Origin of the sequence: Longirhabdus pacifica (assembly GCF_004115085.1) — a bacterium.
Classification (GTDB): domain Bacteria; phylum Bacillota; class Bacilli; order Paenibacillales; family DSM-105158; genus Longirhabdus; species Longirhabdus pacifica.
The window spans coordinates 59,419-78,284 of sequence record NZ_QXJP01000002.1 but is presented as its reverse complement, the minus strand read 5'-3'; the positions used below and the strand labels follow the sequence as shown (position 1 = coordinate 78,284).

Annotated in this window: 13 protein-coding genes; 8 read left to right on the top strand and 5 right to left on the bottom strand. The window is 37.3% G+C overall.

Annotation, left to right across the window (positions count from 1 at the left end):
• Positions 1-23: 23 nt before the first annotated feature.
• The 4 genes from D1Z92_RS01790 to D1Z92_RS01775 all read right to left on the bottom strand — a co-directional run bounded on the left by D1Z92_RS01790 (position 24) and on the right by D1Z92_RS01775 (position 3,850).
• A complete protein-coding gene (locus tag D1Z92_RS01790) occupies positions 24-935 on the bottom strand; it encodes a hydroxymethylglutaryl-CoA lyase (protein WP_128893939.1) in 912 nt (303 codons plus the stop codon).
• Between the two features lie 49 nt (positions 936-984).
• Entirely contained in the window at positions 985-1,197 is a 213-nt protein-coding gene (locus tag D1Z92_RS01785; protein WP_128893938.1) for an acetyl-CoA carboxylase biotin carboxyl carrier protein subunit, read from the bottom strand.
• A 78-nt stretch (positions 1,198-1,275) separates the two neighbouring features.
• Positions 1,276-2,616 (bottom strand): acetyl-CoA carboxylase biotin carboxylase subunit, encoded by a 1,341-nt coding sequence (locus D1Z92_RS01780; RefSeq protein ID WP_128893937.1) that lies wholly within the window; start codon positions 2,614-2,616, stop codon positions 1,276-1,278.
• A 91-nt stretch (positions 2,617-2,707) separates the two neighbouring features.
• Positions 2,708-3,850, bottom strand: a complete 1,143-nt coding sequence (locus D1Z92_RS01775; protein ID WP_128893936.1) for an acyl-CoA dehydrogenase family protein — start codon at positions 3,848-3,850, stop codon at positions 2,708-2,710.
• 345 nt (positions 3,851-4,195) lie between these two features.
• Between D1Z92_RS01775 and D1Z92_RS01770 the strand changes: the two genes are divergently transcribed.
• Positions 4,196-5,710: a hypothetical protein gene (locus D1Z92_RS01770; protein ID WP_128893935.1), complete on the top strand. Its 1,515-nt coding sequence runs from the start codon at positions 4,196-4,198 to the stop codon at positions 5,708-5,710.
• 182 nt (positions 5,711-5,892) lie between these two features.
• Complete coding sequence (locus D1Z92_RS01765) at positions 5,893-7,479, top strand: hypothetical protein (protein ID WP_128893934.1); 1,587 nt, start codon at positions 5,893-5,895, stop codon at positions 7,477-7,479.
• 115 nt (positions 7,480-7,594) lie between these two features.
• On the opposite strand, the gene D1Z92_RS01760 is transcribed toward D1Z92_RS01765, so the two are convergent.
• A complete protein-coding gene (locus D1Z92_RS01760; RefSeq protein ID WP_128893933.1) occupies positions 7,595-8,050 on the bottom strand; it encodes a GNAT family N-acetyltransferase in 456 nt (151 codons plus the stop codon).
• Between the two features lie 421 nt (positions 8,051-8,471).
• On the opposite strand from D1Z92_RS01760, the gene D1Z92_RS17685 reads away from it, so the two are divergent.
• The 6 genes from D1Z92_RS17685 (at position 8,472) to D1Z92_RS01730 (ending at position 18,812) form a co-directional block, all read left to right on the top strand.
• Entirely contained in the window at positions 8,472-9,854 is a 1,383-nt protein-coding gene (locus D1Z92_RS17685) for a hypothetical protein (RefSeq protein WP_276318855.1), read from the top strand.
• A 159-nt stretch (positions 9,855-10,013) separates the two neighbouring features.
• Positions 10,014-10,235 (top strand): hypothetical protein, encoded by a 222-nt coding sequence (locus tag D1Z92_RS01750; RefSeq protein ID WP_128893932.1) that lies wholly within the window; start codon positions 10,014-10,016, stop codon positions 10,233-10,235.
• Between the two features lie 99 nt (positions 10,236-10,334).
• Positions 10,335-12,215: a hypothetical protein gene (locus D1Z92_RS01745; protein ID WP_128893931.1), complete on the top strand. Its 1,881-nt coding sequence runs from the start codon at positions 10,335-10,337 to the stop codon at positions 12,213-12,215.
• Positions 12,216-12,293: 78 nt separating this feature from the next.
• Complete coding sequence (locus tag D1Z92_RS01740) at positions 12,294-12,569, top strand: GNAT family N-acetyltransferase (RefSeq protein ID WP_128893930.1); 276 nt, start codon at positions 12,294-12,296, stop codon at positions 12,567-12,569.
• 524 nt (positions 12,570-13,093) lie between these two features.
• Positions 13,094-16,993 carry an S-layer homology domain-containing protein gene (locus D1Z92_RS01735; protein ID WP_164931400.1) on the top strand — a complete coding sequence of 1,300 codons (3,900 nt, stop codon included), beginning with the start codon at positions 13,094-13,096 and terminating at the stop codon, positions 16,991-16,993.
• A gap of 262 nt (positions 16,994-17,255) precedes the next feature.
• Entirely contained in the window at positions 17,256-18,812 is a 1,557-nt protein-coding gene (locus D1Z92_RS01730) for a vanadium-dependent haloperoxidase (protein ID WP_240666532.1), read from the top strand.
• The last annotated feature ends 54 nt before the right edge of the window (positions 18,813-18,866 follow it).

The window sequence follows — 18,866 nt, the reverse complement described above, 5'->3', positions numbered from 1 at the left end:
TTCATCCTCCTTTTACATTGGGCCTATGAACGAATGACGGCTCCAAGTCTCGCTTGTAAATTGTGACTCGGTAGCGCTCTATCCATTTTTTGTTGAATAAAAGATGTAGCTGCAAATAGCTTATCCTGATCTACTCCAGTATGTATGTTCATTTCTTCAAGCATGTAGACCACATCATCTGTAGCAACATTGCCAGATGCACCTGGAGCATAAGGGCAACCACCTAATCCGCCAGCAGCACTGTCGAAAGTTGTAATTCCCATCTCCATTGCGGTTAACATGTTCGCTAATGCAGTTCCTCTTGTGTCATGAAAATGCAAAGCAAGTTTGTCAGCTGGAAAACGTTTTAATAGTATTTCTAATAGCAATTCGACTTGTTTTGGATTCGCGACCCCGATGGTGTCCCCTAGTGAAAGTTCTTGGATGCCCATTTCAAACAGTTTTTCTGAAACATGAATAATAGATTCTGTATCGACTTTGCCTTCATACGGGCAACCAAAAACGGTGGATACATACCCCCGAACAGTTTTATTTGCAGAAAGGGCAGCTTGTGCGACGTTGTGTAATACAGGGAAGGTGCTGTCTATCGATTTGTTGATGTTTTTTTGGTTATGTGTTTCACTGGCGGACATAAAGATGGCAGCCTCATCTATGTTGGCTTCTAATGCTCGTTCCAGCCCTTTTTCATTCGGAATAAGTGCACCATAGGTGACACCATGTTGTCGCTTTATTTGTTTGAAAACTTCCAATGAATCGGCCAGGGACGGTATCCATTTGGGATGAACGAAGGAGCTTACTTCTATATACTTTAGCCCTGATAGGGACAGAAGGTTGATCCAATCTACTTTATCTGCGGTGGCAACGAATTTTGTTTCATTTTGTAATCCATCACGTGGGCCAACCTCTTTAATCGTAACTTCTTTAGGTAACTTCAATGTGAAGCCCTCCTAACGAATGATTTTTTAATCAACGATCATCTTCCAGCTACTCTATCTCTACTAAAACGTCACCTTCATTGACAAAGTCGCCTTCACTAACTTTAATTTCCTTTACTACACCACTTGATTCTGCCGATAAAGAAATTTCCATTTTCATCGATTCTAAAATAATGAGTTCTTGTCCGGACTGCACGGTATCTCCTTCTTTTACAACGATTTTCCATACGCTACCTGCCATGTTGGATATAAGATTGCTCATATGTTATTCCTCCTGAAATGTATGATTTTGTTGTTGACTGTGACATCAATGCATGATGATGTTATTTGTGTGATGAATTTATTGATTGATATATCTAGATATAAAGCTCGTTGTCGTATCTCCACTGTGAAACGCTTGATGGGACAACACTTCTCTCAGCAGTGGAATGTTGCTTTTTATCCCTGCAATGTTGTACTCCGATAATGCTTGTTGCATGATCTGTATTGCTTCTTGTCTGTCTTTTCCTTTTACAATTAATTTCCCAATCATCGGATCATAGAAAGGGGTTACGGTATCATTTTCCCTCACAGCAATCTCATGGCGTACGTTTTTTCCTTCAGGCAAAGTTAGGGTAGTTATCTTACCAGGAGAAGGGAAGAAGGTTTTCGGGTCTTCTGCGTAAATACGAACCTCGATCGCATGACCTTCTCTTTTCATGCTAGATTGTGTAAAAGATAAAGACTCTCCGGCCGCAATTTTAATTTGCTCTTCTACTAGATCTAGTCCAGTTATTTCTTCTGTTACAGGATGCTCGACTTGTAAGCGAGTGTTCATTTCTAAAAAATAAAAGTTCATGTTACTATCTACTAAAAATTCCATCGTTCCTGCATTGGTATAGTTAATGGCTTTGGCAGCTTTCACTGCGGCTTCTCCCATTTTTATAACTGTAGCTTCATCAAGGAAAGGGGAGGGCGCTTCTTCTACCACTTTCTGATGTCTTCGTTGAATGGAACATTCTCTCTCCCATAAATAGACGGTATTGCCTTTTTTGTCTGCTAATAGCTGTATTTCAATATGTCTCGGGTTTTCGATACATTTCTCCATGTATAAAGCGCCGTCACCGAAGAAGTCATTCGCTCGTTTTTGGTTACTTGCAAATGCTTTTTGTAGTGATTCATGGTCGTGTACGACTTGCATACCGATGCCACCACCGCCCGCAGAGGCTTTTAACATGACAGGATATCCCATACTGCTCGCGATGTTCATGGCTTCATTTGCATGTGATAGGGGATGAGTGATTCCTGGAACGACAGGTACACCAGCTTCTTCCATCGCTTTACGAGCTTCGATTTTACTACCCATGCGTGCGATCACTTCTGGGGAAGGCCCGATAAAAGTAATTCCTGACTGTTCACATTTTTCTGCAAATACTGCATTTTCAGATAATAAACCATAACCGGGATGTATAGCATCTGCTTTCGTTTTGGCGGCTATTTTTAAAATGTTTTCGATGTTGAGATAACTTTCACTTACTCTAGGTCCACCGACGAGAAAAGCTTGATCTGCTTCCAGAACGTGGAAACTGTTTTCATCTGCTTCGGAATAAATGGCAACCGTTTTGATGTTCATCGCTTTGCATGTACGAATGATGCGACGAGCAATTTCTCCTCGATTTGCGATTAATATTTTTTTAAACATAGATCACGACTCCTCACTCATAACACTTATCTGTATATAACAATATATTTTATGAAAGATGCTAACATGTATTTTCGATGGTTTTAAATGTTTATAATCCTATTTTTTTAGCGATAATATGGCGTTGAATTTCAGAAGTTCCTTCGCCGATTTCTGTTAATTTGGCGTCTCGTAAATATCGCTCTACTTTGTACTCTCTCATATAACCATAGCCACCGTGGATTTGAATGGCTTGGTTCGTTATTCTAGAAGACACTTCAGAAGCGTATAATTTTGCTATGGAAGCTTCTTTGGAGAATGGGCGTTCATTATCTTTTAGCCATGCCACTTTATAAATCATGTTTCTTGCTAACTCTAGTTCCATTGCCATATCTGCTAATTTAAATTGAATGGCTTGAAATTTGGAGATGCTCGTTCCAAATTGTGTTCGTTCTTTCGCATATTGTAGTGCAGCTTCATATGCCGCTTGTGCAATGCCTAGTGCCAGTGCAGCAATAGAGATACGGCCACCGTCTAGCGTATATAGAAATTGATTGAAGCCTTTAATTGGATCTCCCAACAAGTTTTCTTTGGGTACTTTGACATTGTCAAACACAAGTTCAGACGTATTTGAGCCTCTTACGCCAAGCTTGTCGTAATTGCTCGTTATTTTAAATCCCGAAATACCTGTTGGGACGATAATGGCAGATATGATTTTCTTTCCTTTGTCATTTTTTCCAGTGACAGCGGTTACAATAACTTGTTTGGCAAACTCCGCATTCGTGATATATGTTTTCTCCCCGTTAATGACGTAGTGGTCACCTTCTAGCACGGCGCTTGTTTTAGTGCCTCCTGCATCGGAACCCGCATTAGGTTCAGTTAATCCGAATGATCCAAGGGCTTTACCGGATGCTAGCGGAATAAGATACTTTTGTTTTTGTTCTTCTGTTCCAAAATAGTAAATAGGGGCTGCTCCTAAGGAAACCGCTGCAGCATAACTTAAACCTGTGCTTCCACAAGCTTTTCCGATTTCTTCGACTGCTATAGCATAAGAAACGGTATCTCCACCAGATCCACCATACTGTTCTGGGAAGGGGATTCCTAGCAATCCGAGTTCACCCATTTTCATAAACGTATCGTATGGAAATTCCCCTGTTTTGTCGATATGCTCCGCCTGTGGTGCAATTTCTTTCTCCGCAAATTTACTCACCATTTCTTGAATCATTTTTTGCTCTTTTGTTAAATCAAAATTCATTGTCTTGTCACTCCTCTCATGTAACACAAAGATTGTAAATTGTAAAAAATGAAAGTTCGCGTAGTACAAAAAGATAATGTAGTACAAAGATTGTGAAAAATCAGATTGTAGAAAATATAAGTCGTTCCATATTGATTATAATAAAGATCAGGAAAGATACATAGGGTTATTTTTAAATTTTTTGAATTCACTGTCATTTATCGGTGTCATAAGAAAGGATAAAGCGATGTTATATGGAATACATAAACTGTGATATTACATATATTATCGATGCTATGAATGAATAAAATAGTATAGAGTGACATGACTTATTGTTTTTATTTCAGATTGTTTGGAGGATGAAAAATGAAGAAGAAAAGGTTAAAGCTCACTGTAATATATATACTTTCTGTTTTCTTTATAGTGAGCGGTGGTTTATCCATGGATGCAAAAGAAAAAGTACAAGGTGATAGTCATACAAAAGAAATACAAAGTATACATGGGGCAACGATCACGTTAGATGATTTTCCCGAAATTAAAGCGCCTATTATGACTCCTGTATTTCCAAAGCATCAAGTTTATGAAGTGACTTTTGTAGAAGATATGGATCGAAATTCTGTAGAAAAAACACTGAAAAAGAATTTTGAAAATAATTATTTTTATGATTTCCATTACTTAGATAAGTATGAAGAGCAAATGAAACAGTTAAAAGCAAACGCTATTTTAGATTTTAAGTGGGTAAACGATAAACAATTACAACTTTCTGTTCAGCATGTCTTTTATGGGGATATCACTTACAATGACACGCTATTCAACCCACTGTACGAAATTAATGTTAGTGGAGCAAAAACAAAATCTGGGGAATGGTTGAAGGATGTGCCGTCGCTACAAGCTGTTTTATATCCATTTGACGAACAACTGTGGAGAGTTGCAGTGGATGGGTCTAAAATAGAGCAAGTATCATCTTGGAATGAATTATATCGCCCTTTACATATTATAGATGATCAGTATGCCATCATAGTAAGGCAACACGAATACATTTGCTGCCACGGTCAAGTACCAAATGGACATTATTTGTACGACATGATAAACGATAAAATCTATGAGTATCCACAAGAAAGCAATACTTTTAATGATGTGATGATAAATTATGTGGGCCATGCACCATTTTACGCAGATAAAAGAGGGTTTTTCTATCAGAAGCAACATGATCATATACAAATACAAGATCGCAATCAACAACAAGTGGAAATAAATGTAGAAGGTTACGTTCATGGCGCTGTATTTAGCAAAACGAAACAGCATGTTTTAATTGCTGCTTCGCAATCAGAAGAAGATGTATTTGATTTGGATTTAATCATTTATTCATTAGAAGATGGCAATATGATGACATTACAACAAGTATTAATTGGAGAGGTAGCATTAGGTATGGGACATGGATACAAGTATCCTGTTCCAATATATGATAATGGAAATGAAGTATACATTAAAATGATGGATCAATTTGAAAGAGTATACTATGCATTTCATTGGGGAAAGTGTGAGGTGACAACAAGAACATTTCCTTTACAAGAAACACTGATGGACATTGAATTTCAAGAATCTTATGATGGTCGATATCAAATCTATGGCAAACATGTTTATGAAAAAGGTGAGGAAATTACGGATAAAAGTTATGAAATAAAATGGATAGACAATACCCATAAGGTAGCGTATCTTCAATGGCTTAAAGATTCTAGTGATAATGTTGTCGTATACGATGTAGATCAAGATAAAGAAGAAATACTTGTAAATATAGAAGATACGATAAGAACGTTGATCATCGGAGCTACAGAAGAATGGATTTACATTCGTACCACTGGAGATATTAATCCGCTGTAGTATGTTTTGCGCTTTGCGCAATACACTTTTATGTTACAAAATAAATGTATCGTACAGGCTTTTAACCAACATAGGGTGACTAATTGTATATAGTAAAATTATCATTTCAATATTATTGACTAAAAATTAAGTTTGAAGTAAACTTATATTTAAATCAATAGATTGGTGGGGAATTTTTTAGTATGAAGAGAAGAATGACATTTATGTTGACAGCAGTATTATCCCTTTCACTTTTACTTGTGCTAAGTGGATGTAGTTCTGAAGCCTCTGGAGAAGATGAAAAACAGAATCAAGAAGAGGTTGTACAAGAAAAAGCGAATGATGAAATAGCGGAAGACCAAGTAGAGCAAGAACAAGAAGAACAAGCAGAAACTATTAACGAAGAAGAGATGACGGAGGAAGTAGAAAAGAAATGGGTAACGATTCAATTAGACGGATTACCACAAATTGAAGCCCCTACCGAAGCTCCGGTTTATCCTGGTAACCAAAGTTATCAGCTAACATTTGAGCAAGATATGGATCGTGCATCTGTAGAAGCGGCATTAATGGAAAATTTTACTCCGAGCGGCAATGAAATAACAAGAGAAGAAAAAGATAAAATAGATGCTTATAAACAAGATGCAACTTTCACCTTTCATTGGACCAGTGATAGCGCATTACTATTTTCTGTTGATTATACAATTTCCGAAGAACAATACTTTCTTATGTATGATGTAAATGTAAGTGGAGCAAAGACGAAGTCAGGTGATCAGGTACTAGAAGCACCAACATTAGAAGTTGTGCTTGATCCTTATGACGAACAATTATGGAAAATTGCAGTGGATGGGTCTAAAGTAGAGCAAGTATCATCTTGGGATGAGTTATATCAACCAAATCAGATTATTGATGATCAATATGTTACTTTAATTAGACCAAGGGTGTCTATTTGCTGTCATGATCAAGTTCCAAATGTCCATTACGTATATGATATGATCAATGATGAAATGTACGAATATCCACATGAGTATAATTATTTTGACGATGTGATGACAAACTATGTTGGTTTTGCTCCATTTTATGCTGACAAGCGTGGATTTTTTTATGAAAAAGGAAATGAGCAATTCGTGTTAGAAGACCCAATGCAACAACAAGTAGAAATAAACACAGAAGGCTATGTGCATGGCGCAATATTTAGCAAAGCAAAACAACATGTTATTTTAGTGGTGGGAGAAACAGAAGAAGATGTCTCTGATTTGGATCTCGTCATTTATTCATTAGAAGATGATACCGTCGTATCCATTCAAGAGGCATTAATAGGTCAAGTGCCGCTCGGTGTAGCGCATAGTTATAAATATCCTGTCCCTATAGTTGATAATGGGAATAAAGTATATATTACGATGATGGAGCAGGAAAGTTATAATAGTTTGAATTATGAGTATGATTGGAAAAGCTCCGAAGTACTATTTAAAACGTTGCCATCCCAAGTAGATCTTGTTGATGTGGTAATTAATGAATCAGATGATGGTCAATATCAAATTTATGGGGAGGAAATATACGAAGGAGCTAAGAAACTCGTTGAAAAACCATATGCTAAGCATTGGATAAAAGATAGTCATAAGGTAGCGTATCTTCAATGGCTGGATGATTCTAGTGTTAACGTTGTTGTTTACGATGTAGATCAAGATAAAGAAGAAGTGCTTATCAACATGGAGTATGGTTGGAGAACGGATATCGTAGGCGTAACTGGGGATTGGATTTACGTTGGTACAACGCAAGAGTTAAGTAAATAATAGGGTAATAAAGAAAAGAGGCTGAAAAAGTGGCTATCCTAACAGTTAGCGTAACACAACTGTTAGGGTTGTACCATCTCACAGTCTCTTTTATTTTGCCACAATCCATACGTGGCTATATTTGTTTCGTCATAAATACACTATTTGGGTCCAGCGTATAAGTGGAAAATGGTTCACAATATTGAAAGCCATAAGTAGCATATAGATTTCTCGCAGGTTCAAATCCATCCATTGAACCTGTTTCTAAACTGAGGCGTTCATAACCTCGTTTTTTCGCTTCTTCTATAATGTGTTCAAGCACTTTTCGTGCTACACCTTTTCGCAAATGTGCTGCAGCGGTTCTCATAGACTTCAGCTCACCGTGTTTTTCGTCTATTTGTTTCAATGCCCCACAGCCCAATAAATCATCTTTCTCCCAAACGGTCCAAAATGTAATTTCTTTTGAACGTAATGAATGTAAATCTAGTGCATGAATGCTTTCAGGCGGGGATTGTGCTGCCATTCCGTCTAAATGGCTAGTGATTAATTGTTGCACTTCCCAACTTTTCAAATCATCTACTTTAACAAACATAGCTTCTCCCACTTTCTACTTTTATGTATAGCGGTAATAAGTTGGTTGAACTTGTTTCTGCAACTTATCATAAGATGAAGAAATAATGAGAAATAAATTTACGCCTCAGGTGCAAAAACACTTGGCTACACCTCTGACTATTTTTAGTTCCTATTACATTTTATCCAATCATATTACTCCATCATATCATATAGTAAATCATATCGGACGACATGCTCGTAATATTAATTTCGTAATATTAATTTTTAAAATACATGATGATAGTTATATGAAACTTTTTATGCCTATGAAAAATAAAGTGCAAATCTTTCGCATAAAAATCTTGTTTTTCATTGTATATTAGTCTACTAATTTACAATTTAAAATTTTTGAACAAATCAAATGGATAAGCTTTTAAATATAATGTAAGGAGGTTAAACCATTGGCAAAAATCAAAAATCTTATAATCAATAGTGGTTTTGAAACAGGATCACTAGCACCTTGGACAACTGGAGTCCCTCCAGCAGAGGTGCAATTATTTTTCAATCCAGCTACTGCAGTCAATACTCCGAATTTATTTGGTAGCTGGGGAGTTGTTCTACCAGGTGGAACGGATGGCGTTTTCATCCAACAATCAGATATTGAAGTTAGAGCACTTGAACAATATGAACTTATTTTATCCGTAGCAAACAAGTGGGGAGGGGCACTTAGTTCAGCGGCTTTAGGTGTGACGATACAGTATTTTGGAGACCTTGGAGAGCTAAGAGGGACGGAAACGTTTACAATATTGGAAAAAAATTTACCGAATGCAGAAGAAGGTTGCTTTAAAACGATATATAAGAACTTACAGGAAGTACCACTTCTTGCTGTTAGTGCCACGCTAACGCTCGTAAAAACAGCTTCATTTGACGCGGTAGATATGGTCATTGATCAGGTGGAACTATTAGCAGTAGAAGGTATAGGAGATATGGGAGCAACAGGGGCAACCGGAGCAACAGGAGCAACAGGAGCAACAGGAGTAACCGGAGCAACGGGGGCAACGGGAGCAACAGGAGTAACCGGAGCAACGGGAGTAACCGGAGCAACGGGAGCAACAGGAGTAACCGGAGCAACGGGAGCAACAGGAGCAACGGGAGCAACGGGAGCAACAGGGGCAACGGGAGTAACCGGAGCAACAGGAGCAACAGGGGCAACCGGAGCAACAGGAGTAACCGGGGCAACAGGAGTAACCGGAGCAACAGGGGCAACAGGAGTAACCGGGGCAACCGGAGCAACAGGGGCAACCGGAGCAACAGGGGCAACCGGAGCAACAGGGGTAACTGGACCAACGGGCCCAACCGGACCAACGGGCCCATCGGGTGCAAACGGATTAATAGGCCCAATAGGAGTCACCGGTCCAACGGGATCTTTATCTAATGCATATATATATTCTTATGCTACAAGTGATCAGGTGTTGACGACCAATGCTTTAGTTTCATTTGAAAATGATATTATATTCGATAACATTAGCAAGCCTTCGGATGATACGTTTGTAATTGAAAGTGAAGGTGTTTATTGCATTACATTTATCGTATCTCATCTTCTCATAGGTGCAGTCGTTAGTGTTACCTTATTAAGGAGTTCAATGGAACTTGAAGGCGGAACTTTCGGTATGACGTCTAGTGATACTCAGGATATCGTTCAATTAAAAGGTGAATACCAAAATAGATTTTTTGTTAACGACATGATTCAATTACGAGTAAATCAAGATGTAACGTTCATGTCTCCAGATTTAAGTAATTCAGCAGTAAGTGCTACCATTAAAATAATAAGAGTTGCTGATTAAACTAAAACGTCCGATAATGTTCAAATGTTTAAAGTGAAACTTAAAAAACGTCATTTTCACATATTTCTGTGAGAGGCGTTTTTTTTGTTTTGCAGAATATAATATTCAGAAGATAAAACCTTAAATGGGATTTAACGCTTTGTTGAAGGAGGCCAGAAAGTGAAAACAAAAAATAAAGATAAAAATAAAAAACAGAAACAGTGGATCATTGCTTATTGTATTCTATACATTCCGATATTGATCTTCCAAAGTTATCAAGCGGTGAGCTCTCCATATTTATTTGTGAGAAGTTTAAGTTTATTTGTAGTCATAACTACCTCTATTGTAATAGGTGCATTTATAAGAGAGCTGTTTATTTTAAAAAAATATAATAAGAGTTGATGGTTTGTGTTAAAATCCATAATTAAAATTAATCATTTAAAATAAATCTTTTATCCAAACTAAATCTATGATAAATTAAATATATAAGGAGGAATGAAAGTGAATAGAAAAAAAGTTTGGATTTATATGATGGTTTTAATGGGGGTACTGTTTTTAAGTGGGTGTGCTGAAAACGAAGCCGAGACAGATGAAGATATTGATGCACAGCAAATTGGGGAAGAACAAGCAGAACAAAGCAATGAAGAAGAAGTAAAAGTACTGGATGGAAGGGATATAAACATTGTATACACAAAAGATCCTGATGCAGTTTCACCCATTACCATCAACGGAAGTGAACAGCAGTATGAGATTACATTTCCGGTAGCAATGAATAAACTTTCAGTTGAAAATGCAATCAAAAGTCAGCTCGAGCAAAGAAATGGAAATGTATCATTTGAATGGAATGACGATCAATCCCTTCTTGTAGATGTTACATTCGATGCAGATGAAATATATGAAAAAATCACGAACGCATATCCATTCATCACTTTTGTTAGCTATACCATAGATTTAAATGGTTCTATAACTGTTAATAATGAAAGGTTCGAAAACATCACACCGTTTGAAATAAGTATCGCTTCAGCTGCAGAAGAAGAATGGGTGAACATTTCATTAGTATCCAACTCAGCTGTACAATCTCCAACAAAATTAGCTGTACATAAAGAACATCAAAATTTTAAACTTGAATTTACGGAAGCAATGAATCAATCTACTGTAGAAGAAGCAATCATGAACCGATTGAAGGGAAATGAAGTGGTTACGTACGAATGGGAAGATGAACAGACACTGTACATCAACGTAGAAACAGATGATAATATTCTATTCCCAATGTATGAAATCAATCCATCTGGTTCTAAAACCAAGTTAGGAGAAACGAAACAATATGCATCCATGATGCAAGTCGTTGTAGAAGAAGGATTGCAGCTTTGGAGCGTAGCATTAGATGGCTCCACTATTGAAAAAGCATCAAATTGGGATGATCTTTACACCCCATCATATAGGATAGATGATCAAAACATAATTTTAACTCGAAGTTTAGGTTATTGTGAATGTGATGCATCTGTTCCGCAATTACACTACCTCTACGATGTGGAAACAGAACAAATGGCTCCTTTCACCATTGATGAAAATCATGTTTTAAATGTGGTCCAAAATTACATGGGTGTAGGGACGTTTTATGCAGATAAAAGAGGATTTTTCCTTAATGATTATGATGGTGAAATGTATGAATCCTTGTTCCCACAAGATGACATGGTTGAAATCAAAGTAGATGGGTACGTATACGGGGCGAAGTTTAATGATAATAAAGATGTTGTTATGCTCCTTGTAGGAGAAGAACGTTCCTATACAGGAGAGGATACAGAACAATGGTTTTCCGATATGGAACTCGTCTTATACAACTTAGAGGATGGTAGCATAGAAAAACATGAATTAGGTAACACAGACGTTACATTTAAAGTAACCAACAACATGGAAAATAGAATACAAATAAAAGATGACGGTGACATTGTTTCTATTCAGTTAAGAAACGAAGAAAGCAATGTGATCGTTTATGAATATGACTGGGAAACAAAAGAAATAACACAGCATCCAATGGAACAAATGCAAGATGAAAGTATGATTTCTCATTCTCACTCCGATGACGGTGTCATAACATTGACGAGTGAAAACAACGTTGACTGGAACATCTTTAAAGAGGACAAAGAAGTCGGAACATGGAATAACGATAGTTATGTTTCTTTTCAATGGGTTCCATCATCACATCGTATCGTGTATTTATCTTCTAACGAAGAAAAGGGGTATGATTTAGTTCAATATAATTTTGACACATTAACCGAAGAGGTCATTGTAGAACATATTTTACAAGATAATGAAATGAGATGGACGGAAGGAGTCATCGGAGTAAGTGATGATGCTGTCTACATGATTGCTAGCGAATAAGTACAATGGATAACCAAAAAGTAGCAAAATGCCTCGTTTAGCGTTAAAATATACTTAAAAACGAATTGAGGCGAAATCATGGTAGACATACAACACGGCAGTAATCGTTTTTACGTGGAAAAAGATGGTCAAGAAATAGGCGAGGTTACTTATGTTCCTCAAGATGGAAACATTGTAGTCGATCACACCTTTGTTTCACCAAGCATGCGAGGTCAAGGCATTGCGGAGCAGCTTGTAGACAAAGTAGTGGAGTATGCGAGGAATGAAGGATATAAAATTATCCCTACGTGCTCTTACGTGGTAAAAAGAATGCGACACGTGGAGCAGTATAAGGATGTACTAGCATCCACGTAAATGTGGATACAGCAGAGAGAAACAATAATGTATAGGAAGATAAAAAGGAGGACCAGATACGTGATGTCTGGTTCTTTTTTGTTGTTTTTCCCATCTCTATGAAATTTAAAAAGGAATTCAAGAAAAAAGTGTCTTTACCCTATAAAATTATATTGTTGGATGCAAATTATTTCACTTCTTCTGAAATACATAAAAGTGTGATATGTAATTAAAACGCTTTTACAAATTAAACAATTATATAAAAAGATTAAATATACTGATAACTTATGTCACATGACCTACTTTTATCTGCTTTATCCTGTAATTTAAAAAGTTTATAGGTCTTTTCTTTCAATTTTTAACGTATAGAATTATGTCTTATTGTCTATTATTTTGTAAAAAAAAGTAGGATATAATGTTGATGAACATCTTATATCCATATTTTTCATTGTAAAAAAAATTTTTGGAGGTGGAATAATATTAAAACGTTTAACAAAATGATTTCTTTCATTGTTGCTCTCTTGTTACTCTTCAATGTGTCCTCAGTGCAAGCATTTGTAGATGTGACAGCTTCAGAACAAGAACACTGGGCGAAAAAAGAAATTTCAACATGGAGTAACTATGGAGTCGTTAGCGGTTATGATGACGGTACCTTTAAGCCGGATCAACCGATTTCGAGAGCAGAATTATCCAGAATGATCAATAGTATTTTTGGATATTACAAGCTTAGCAGTGAGCAGTTTGCAGATTTACAACAAAATGATTGGTTTTATCAAGATGCGTTAATTGGTGTTCAGGCAGGATATATCCAGCAGGATGAAGTGAATGCTTTTAATCCTTACGGTTATATCACTCGTGAGCAATTTAGTGTCATCATGCAAGATGTTTTTGAATTATCTGGTGAAGGTAATGAACAGATACTAACATCTTTTCATGATGCTCAACTGATTAACGATGAGGCCAAAAGTGCTTTAAGCGTATTGTTAGCGCAAGATCTTTTACATGGATATGAAGATGGGAACCTGCGTCCTCAGCAATACATCACAAGAGCGGAAACAATTGCATTACTTGACAACATGGTAGAACATGTATTTTCTGAGCCGGGGACATATAAAGATCAAACTTTTAGTCACAGTGTTATCGTCAACAACCCAGATATCACATTGACGAACATGACGATTGGTGGAAATCTTTATATTTCTGATGGAGTAAAAGAAGGAGAAGTCTACTTAAATAATGTCGACGTTAAAGGTAGCATTATTGTGACCGGTGGTGGAGAAAACAGTATTTATTTCAATGACGCTACAGCACAAAAGACAATTGTCAACAAGGAAGACGGAAACATTCGTCTTGTTGCCAGTGGGTCAACGAACATTAGTAATGTAGACATTCAATCGGGCGTTATTCTGGAAGAAGAAGAGCTTGATGTAGGGAATACTGGTTTTATCAATGCAGAAATTTCGGGTAACATTCCGATTAACAGTGAAGTTTCTTTCTTAGGAGACTTTGATTCTATTGATATTAACAGCCAAGTTGGACTTAATGTCACTTTAGAAAACTGTTTTGTAAAAGAATTAGCTGTCATCGATGCATTGGAGCAAGAAGTGAACTCACAGATCACCACATCATTGACGATTATGAGCTCCACCATAAGTGAGTTACTCTCTAAAGCACATGGTGCAAAAATCTCCATCGCGAATACATCAAAAATTAACGATATGATTTTACAATCTGAAACTACGCTTGTACTTAAAAAAGGTTCTAGCATATCCAACATTGATGTAGAAGCAGGTGCTGAAGGATCGGTTATTTCCGGTGAAGGTACCATTGGTAAACTTAAGAATAACGCTGAAAAAATTATCGTGAATGGTAAAGAAGTATTGAAGGGACAAGTGATTGACTTTTCACCTCCATCAGGAGATGGAAGCAGTAACAGTGGAAGTGGAAGCGATGATCCTTCCTCGCCATCATATGATGCTGGAACATTAGTCCCAGATACAACGAACAATGTACCAAATGAAGCTATCGAAATTGTAATGTCATCAGGTAGTGATTATTGGAAAAATAATATATCTAAGCTAATGATCGATGACAAGCCTATTCCTATAGCATGGTACAGTATTAACGAAAATAGTATTACGCTAGACGCTAAGGTGTTTTATTCTAAAAGAAGTAACAATCTAGCCTATTCCTTAACATCTAATGATAATTCCAAAGTGACTTCACTACTGGAATACGATTATGCAGCGTACGACATTGACGTTCACGCAGCCGGATATGATCCTGTGTCTGTGGAACAAAGAATCGTTACTGCAGATAAGGAAGTGAGCGTAACGGATGCTGGATTATATTATTTCAAGGATTACAATACGGGGATAAAACCGATTAGAGAGCTAGAAGAACTAACACTACAAGATAGCAGACAATACTACCCTATGTTCTTAGTATCTAATGGAGAAAACGATTATGTGGATGCAACAACAGTCGAAGGTACCACTGTAACATGGACTGTTCTGGATACTAACGTAGTGGAAGTCGATGATTTAGGACTGGTAACAGGTATTGGCTATGGTGAAACGGATATCATTGCTGATTTTGGTGGTTACAGTGATACGATGAATGTAAAAGTAGGTAAGGAAACCCCTACGATCATCAAAGATAGCACCAACAATGCAGATGGTCAAGATATTGAAGTGACATTTACACCACAAGATGCAGCATGGTTTCAAAACATCACTGGCGTATATCTTGATAACCAAGAAGTCACGTTCACTGCAGCTAACAATGTGATTACGATACCAGCGGCTGCTTTTGCTGCTATTGATGCAAATACGAAAGAGTTGAGATACAGTGATTCTTCTATAAGCGGAAGCGTAACACAACATACGTATGGTGTTTATGATCTGGACATTAAATCAACTGGATATGTATCTGCGAGCGTATGGCAAGACATATACCAAAAAACAGAAGATGTTGGCATAGACCAGTACAGCATCACTTATGATAAGGGCAAAGATGAAGATAATGCATTAACGTTGGAAAAAGATTATGATAATACGATGACATTGTACGCTGATATCATGCTTAGTAATGGTCAACAGCTCCTTCCTGGTATGGAAAAATATTTTGACTATGAAGAAGGCGGTATGGTCATTGATCATCAAAATCTACAGTTAGGCATCCAGTGGTCTTCAAATACCCCACAGACTGCAAATGTAGATAACACAGGAATGGTTTCTGCAGTTGCTTCAGGACTGGCTAAGATACAATCGCAATACGCTGGTAAATCTAGTCTGTTTGACGTGATAGTAAATGGTGCACCACCTGAACTAAAACCGGACTTAAATATTACGATTGGTTATGGTGAATGTGAGGTTGTCTTCTCGGATCCAGAATGGGCGAAGTGGGCTGCAGCAATTACTGGTGTTTACATTCTAGATAAGGATGGTAATGAACAATTACTTTCTCCACAAGCGTATAAAATCACACAAGGTAAAATTACACTGAATGTAAACCAAATGTATTATAACTATGAAGAAAGTGGAAATAGAGTCGTTTACCTTACTATTGATAATGCTTTAATCAAAGCAACAGACAACATTTACAACATTTATGTAAAAGCAAATTATTATAGTGATGCTACGGTAATTCAACCTATTTACACAGGACAAGAACAATTAGTATCGTTGCAAAAAGATACTACAGACACTACATTAGGTCAACCTATCGAAATCGGTTTTAATGACAACGTACCAAATATGGAATTTGAGGATACCATCGTAAGCATCCGTGTAAATGACACGATTATTCCTCAATCGATGTTTGATATTCAATCTGATAAGGTTGTCATTGATCCAGCTGTATTCACTTCATCTGGAGCGTATGTGATTAAAGTAGATGCTATGGATGCAAACGGCGTCTTCGATTTAGACGATTATTATCTGCAAGTGACGCAAGTCATTATGGATAATCCGTTAACTCCACAATTTGCTTACGCAGAAGGAAATGATTTGTTTGTATGGGTGGACGAGTCCGTCAATACGGAACAACCTATTTTCTTAGAAAGATCAGATAACATGACCGTACAAGAAGCAGTATACAATTCTGTTTCTGGTGATGTATACAATCAGACCGACTTTCATTTACTACCTTATACAACGAACGATATGATCGTTCCAGAAGACTATACTGTAAATGGTAGTTCGGTGATTATGTTCGGTAGTGAGACCGTTGGACAATCCGTATACGGTAAAGTGTACGGGCTAGATGGGTACACAGATATTGAAATCAATATCGACAACGGCACTACATTGGTACACGGCAATGATAGTATTCCAAATGATGCAAAACCTTTACAAGTTGATGATATCATCACGATGAGATACAAAAATGAAATCATTCTCCAGCGTAAATGGGATGGTAGTCAGTGGATTCCTATCATGTAGCGCAAGTCTCATTGTAAAATGAATGTTTTTATCCCCAGTCTATGGACTGGGGATTTTTGTGTACCGTGACATCGTCACTCTACCTACAAAGACAGAGTAAGTGGAGTTGAAAGCTGAGTTATTTCTCGTCATCGTTAGTACAATGGAGACAAATATATTTAAGATACAGAAATAATGAAAAGCAAGTTTACGCCTCAGTAGCTAGGCGTAAAGGTTAAAGTTGAGATTTCTCCATCTTATGAAATAAGAAAGGGTGATGATCGTGTATAAGGATGAACAGTGGATTGGACAACCTTCAACGATTTCTTCAACCGGTAATATGAGGCGAGAACAAGCTTATAATCATAGAGTAAATAAAGCAAATGTACAAAAAGAAGCCGTATTGGAAAAACAGCAAGCTAACGGTGATGAAGATCGATATGCAGAAAAATTCGGTAACTTTTCTAAGTCATTACCGCACAATGAACTAGGTATAGTAGATATTAAAGCGTATAATGCGTATATTAGAGCATTGACTACAGGTACTTCATCTGATTTTGACGAGATCAAGATGGGTGGGGAAAATAAACTGTATAACCCTCAAGCCGCATATGCTTATGATTTGATAGGTTCAGATTGCTACCACTTAACGATGGAACCAGCACCACAATACAGCAGTGCACAGATGGCAGCAGAAATGGCCGAATTGTACTGGAGATCCTTAACGAGAGACGTTCCTTTTGCTAAGTATACTTCAGATGAAACGATGGAAAAAGCAGGACAAGACTTATCTACTTTCACTAATCATCGACATCCGACAATTAACGATAAGATTACGGGGGAAACAATCTTTAGAGGAAGCAGCCCAGGTAATTTAAACGGTCCGTTTTTATCTCAATTTTTATGGAAAGACATCCCCTACGGCGTTACGTCTATCTCACAAGCATATCAAGCACCTACACCAGGGTTAGAATTTATGACGGAATATGAAGCGTGGTTGGCTATCATAAATGGCAAGCATACATCCAAGACAAAAACGTATATTGAAAAGCCACGATATATTTGTACAGGTAGAGATTTAAGTCACTATGTGCATCAAGATTTCTCTTATCAAAGTGCATTATCTGCTTGCTTAATTTTATTACAATATGCAAAGCAAACCAGCGAGGCGCTTGATCAGGCTAATCCATACCATTTATCCGCTACTCAAAGGGGCTTTATTACGTTTGGAGATGCACATATTTTAGATTATGTAGCTAAAGTAGCAAGAATAGCTTTAGGATCAGCATGGTATCAAAAATTCCTTGTTCATCGGAGAATAAGACCAGAAAGCTTCGGTGGAAGGGTGCATCTTCACTTACTTGGAAAATACAAAACGCCTATTCATGAACAATTATTACATTCAAGCGTATTGAATGAAGTATATACAACGCACGATTCTTATTTATTACCCATGGCCTACCCTGAAGGCTGTCCAACGCATCCTTCTTATCCAGCTGGTCATGCAGTGATTATTGGTGCCTGTGTCACAGTATTAAAAGCCTTCTTCAATGAAGATTATATTATCCCAGATGCCATCGATGTTAATGAAGACGGGAGCGGACTAGTCCCTTATAACGACTCTGCCCTTACGATTGGAGGAGAATTAAATAAATTAGCTGCGAACATTTCACACGGTCGTGATGCAGCAGGGTTACATTATCGCTCTGATGGAGATGAAGGGATGAGATTAGGGGAGAAAGCCGCCATTAGCATGCTACAAGAATACAATGGACTCTTCAATGAAAACGTGAAAGGATTTACGTTAACAAAATTCGATGGTACAACGATTACACTATAGTGACAATCACACTAACGACAACGGTACCGTAGTGCTAGACGGTAATGATAGTAT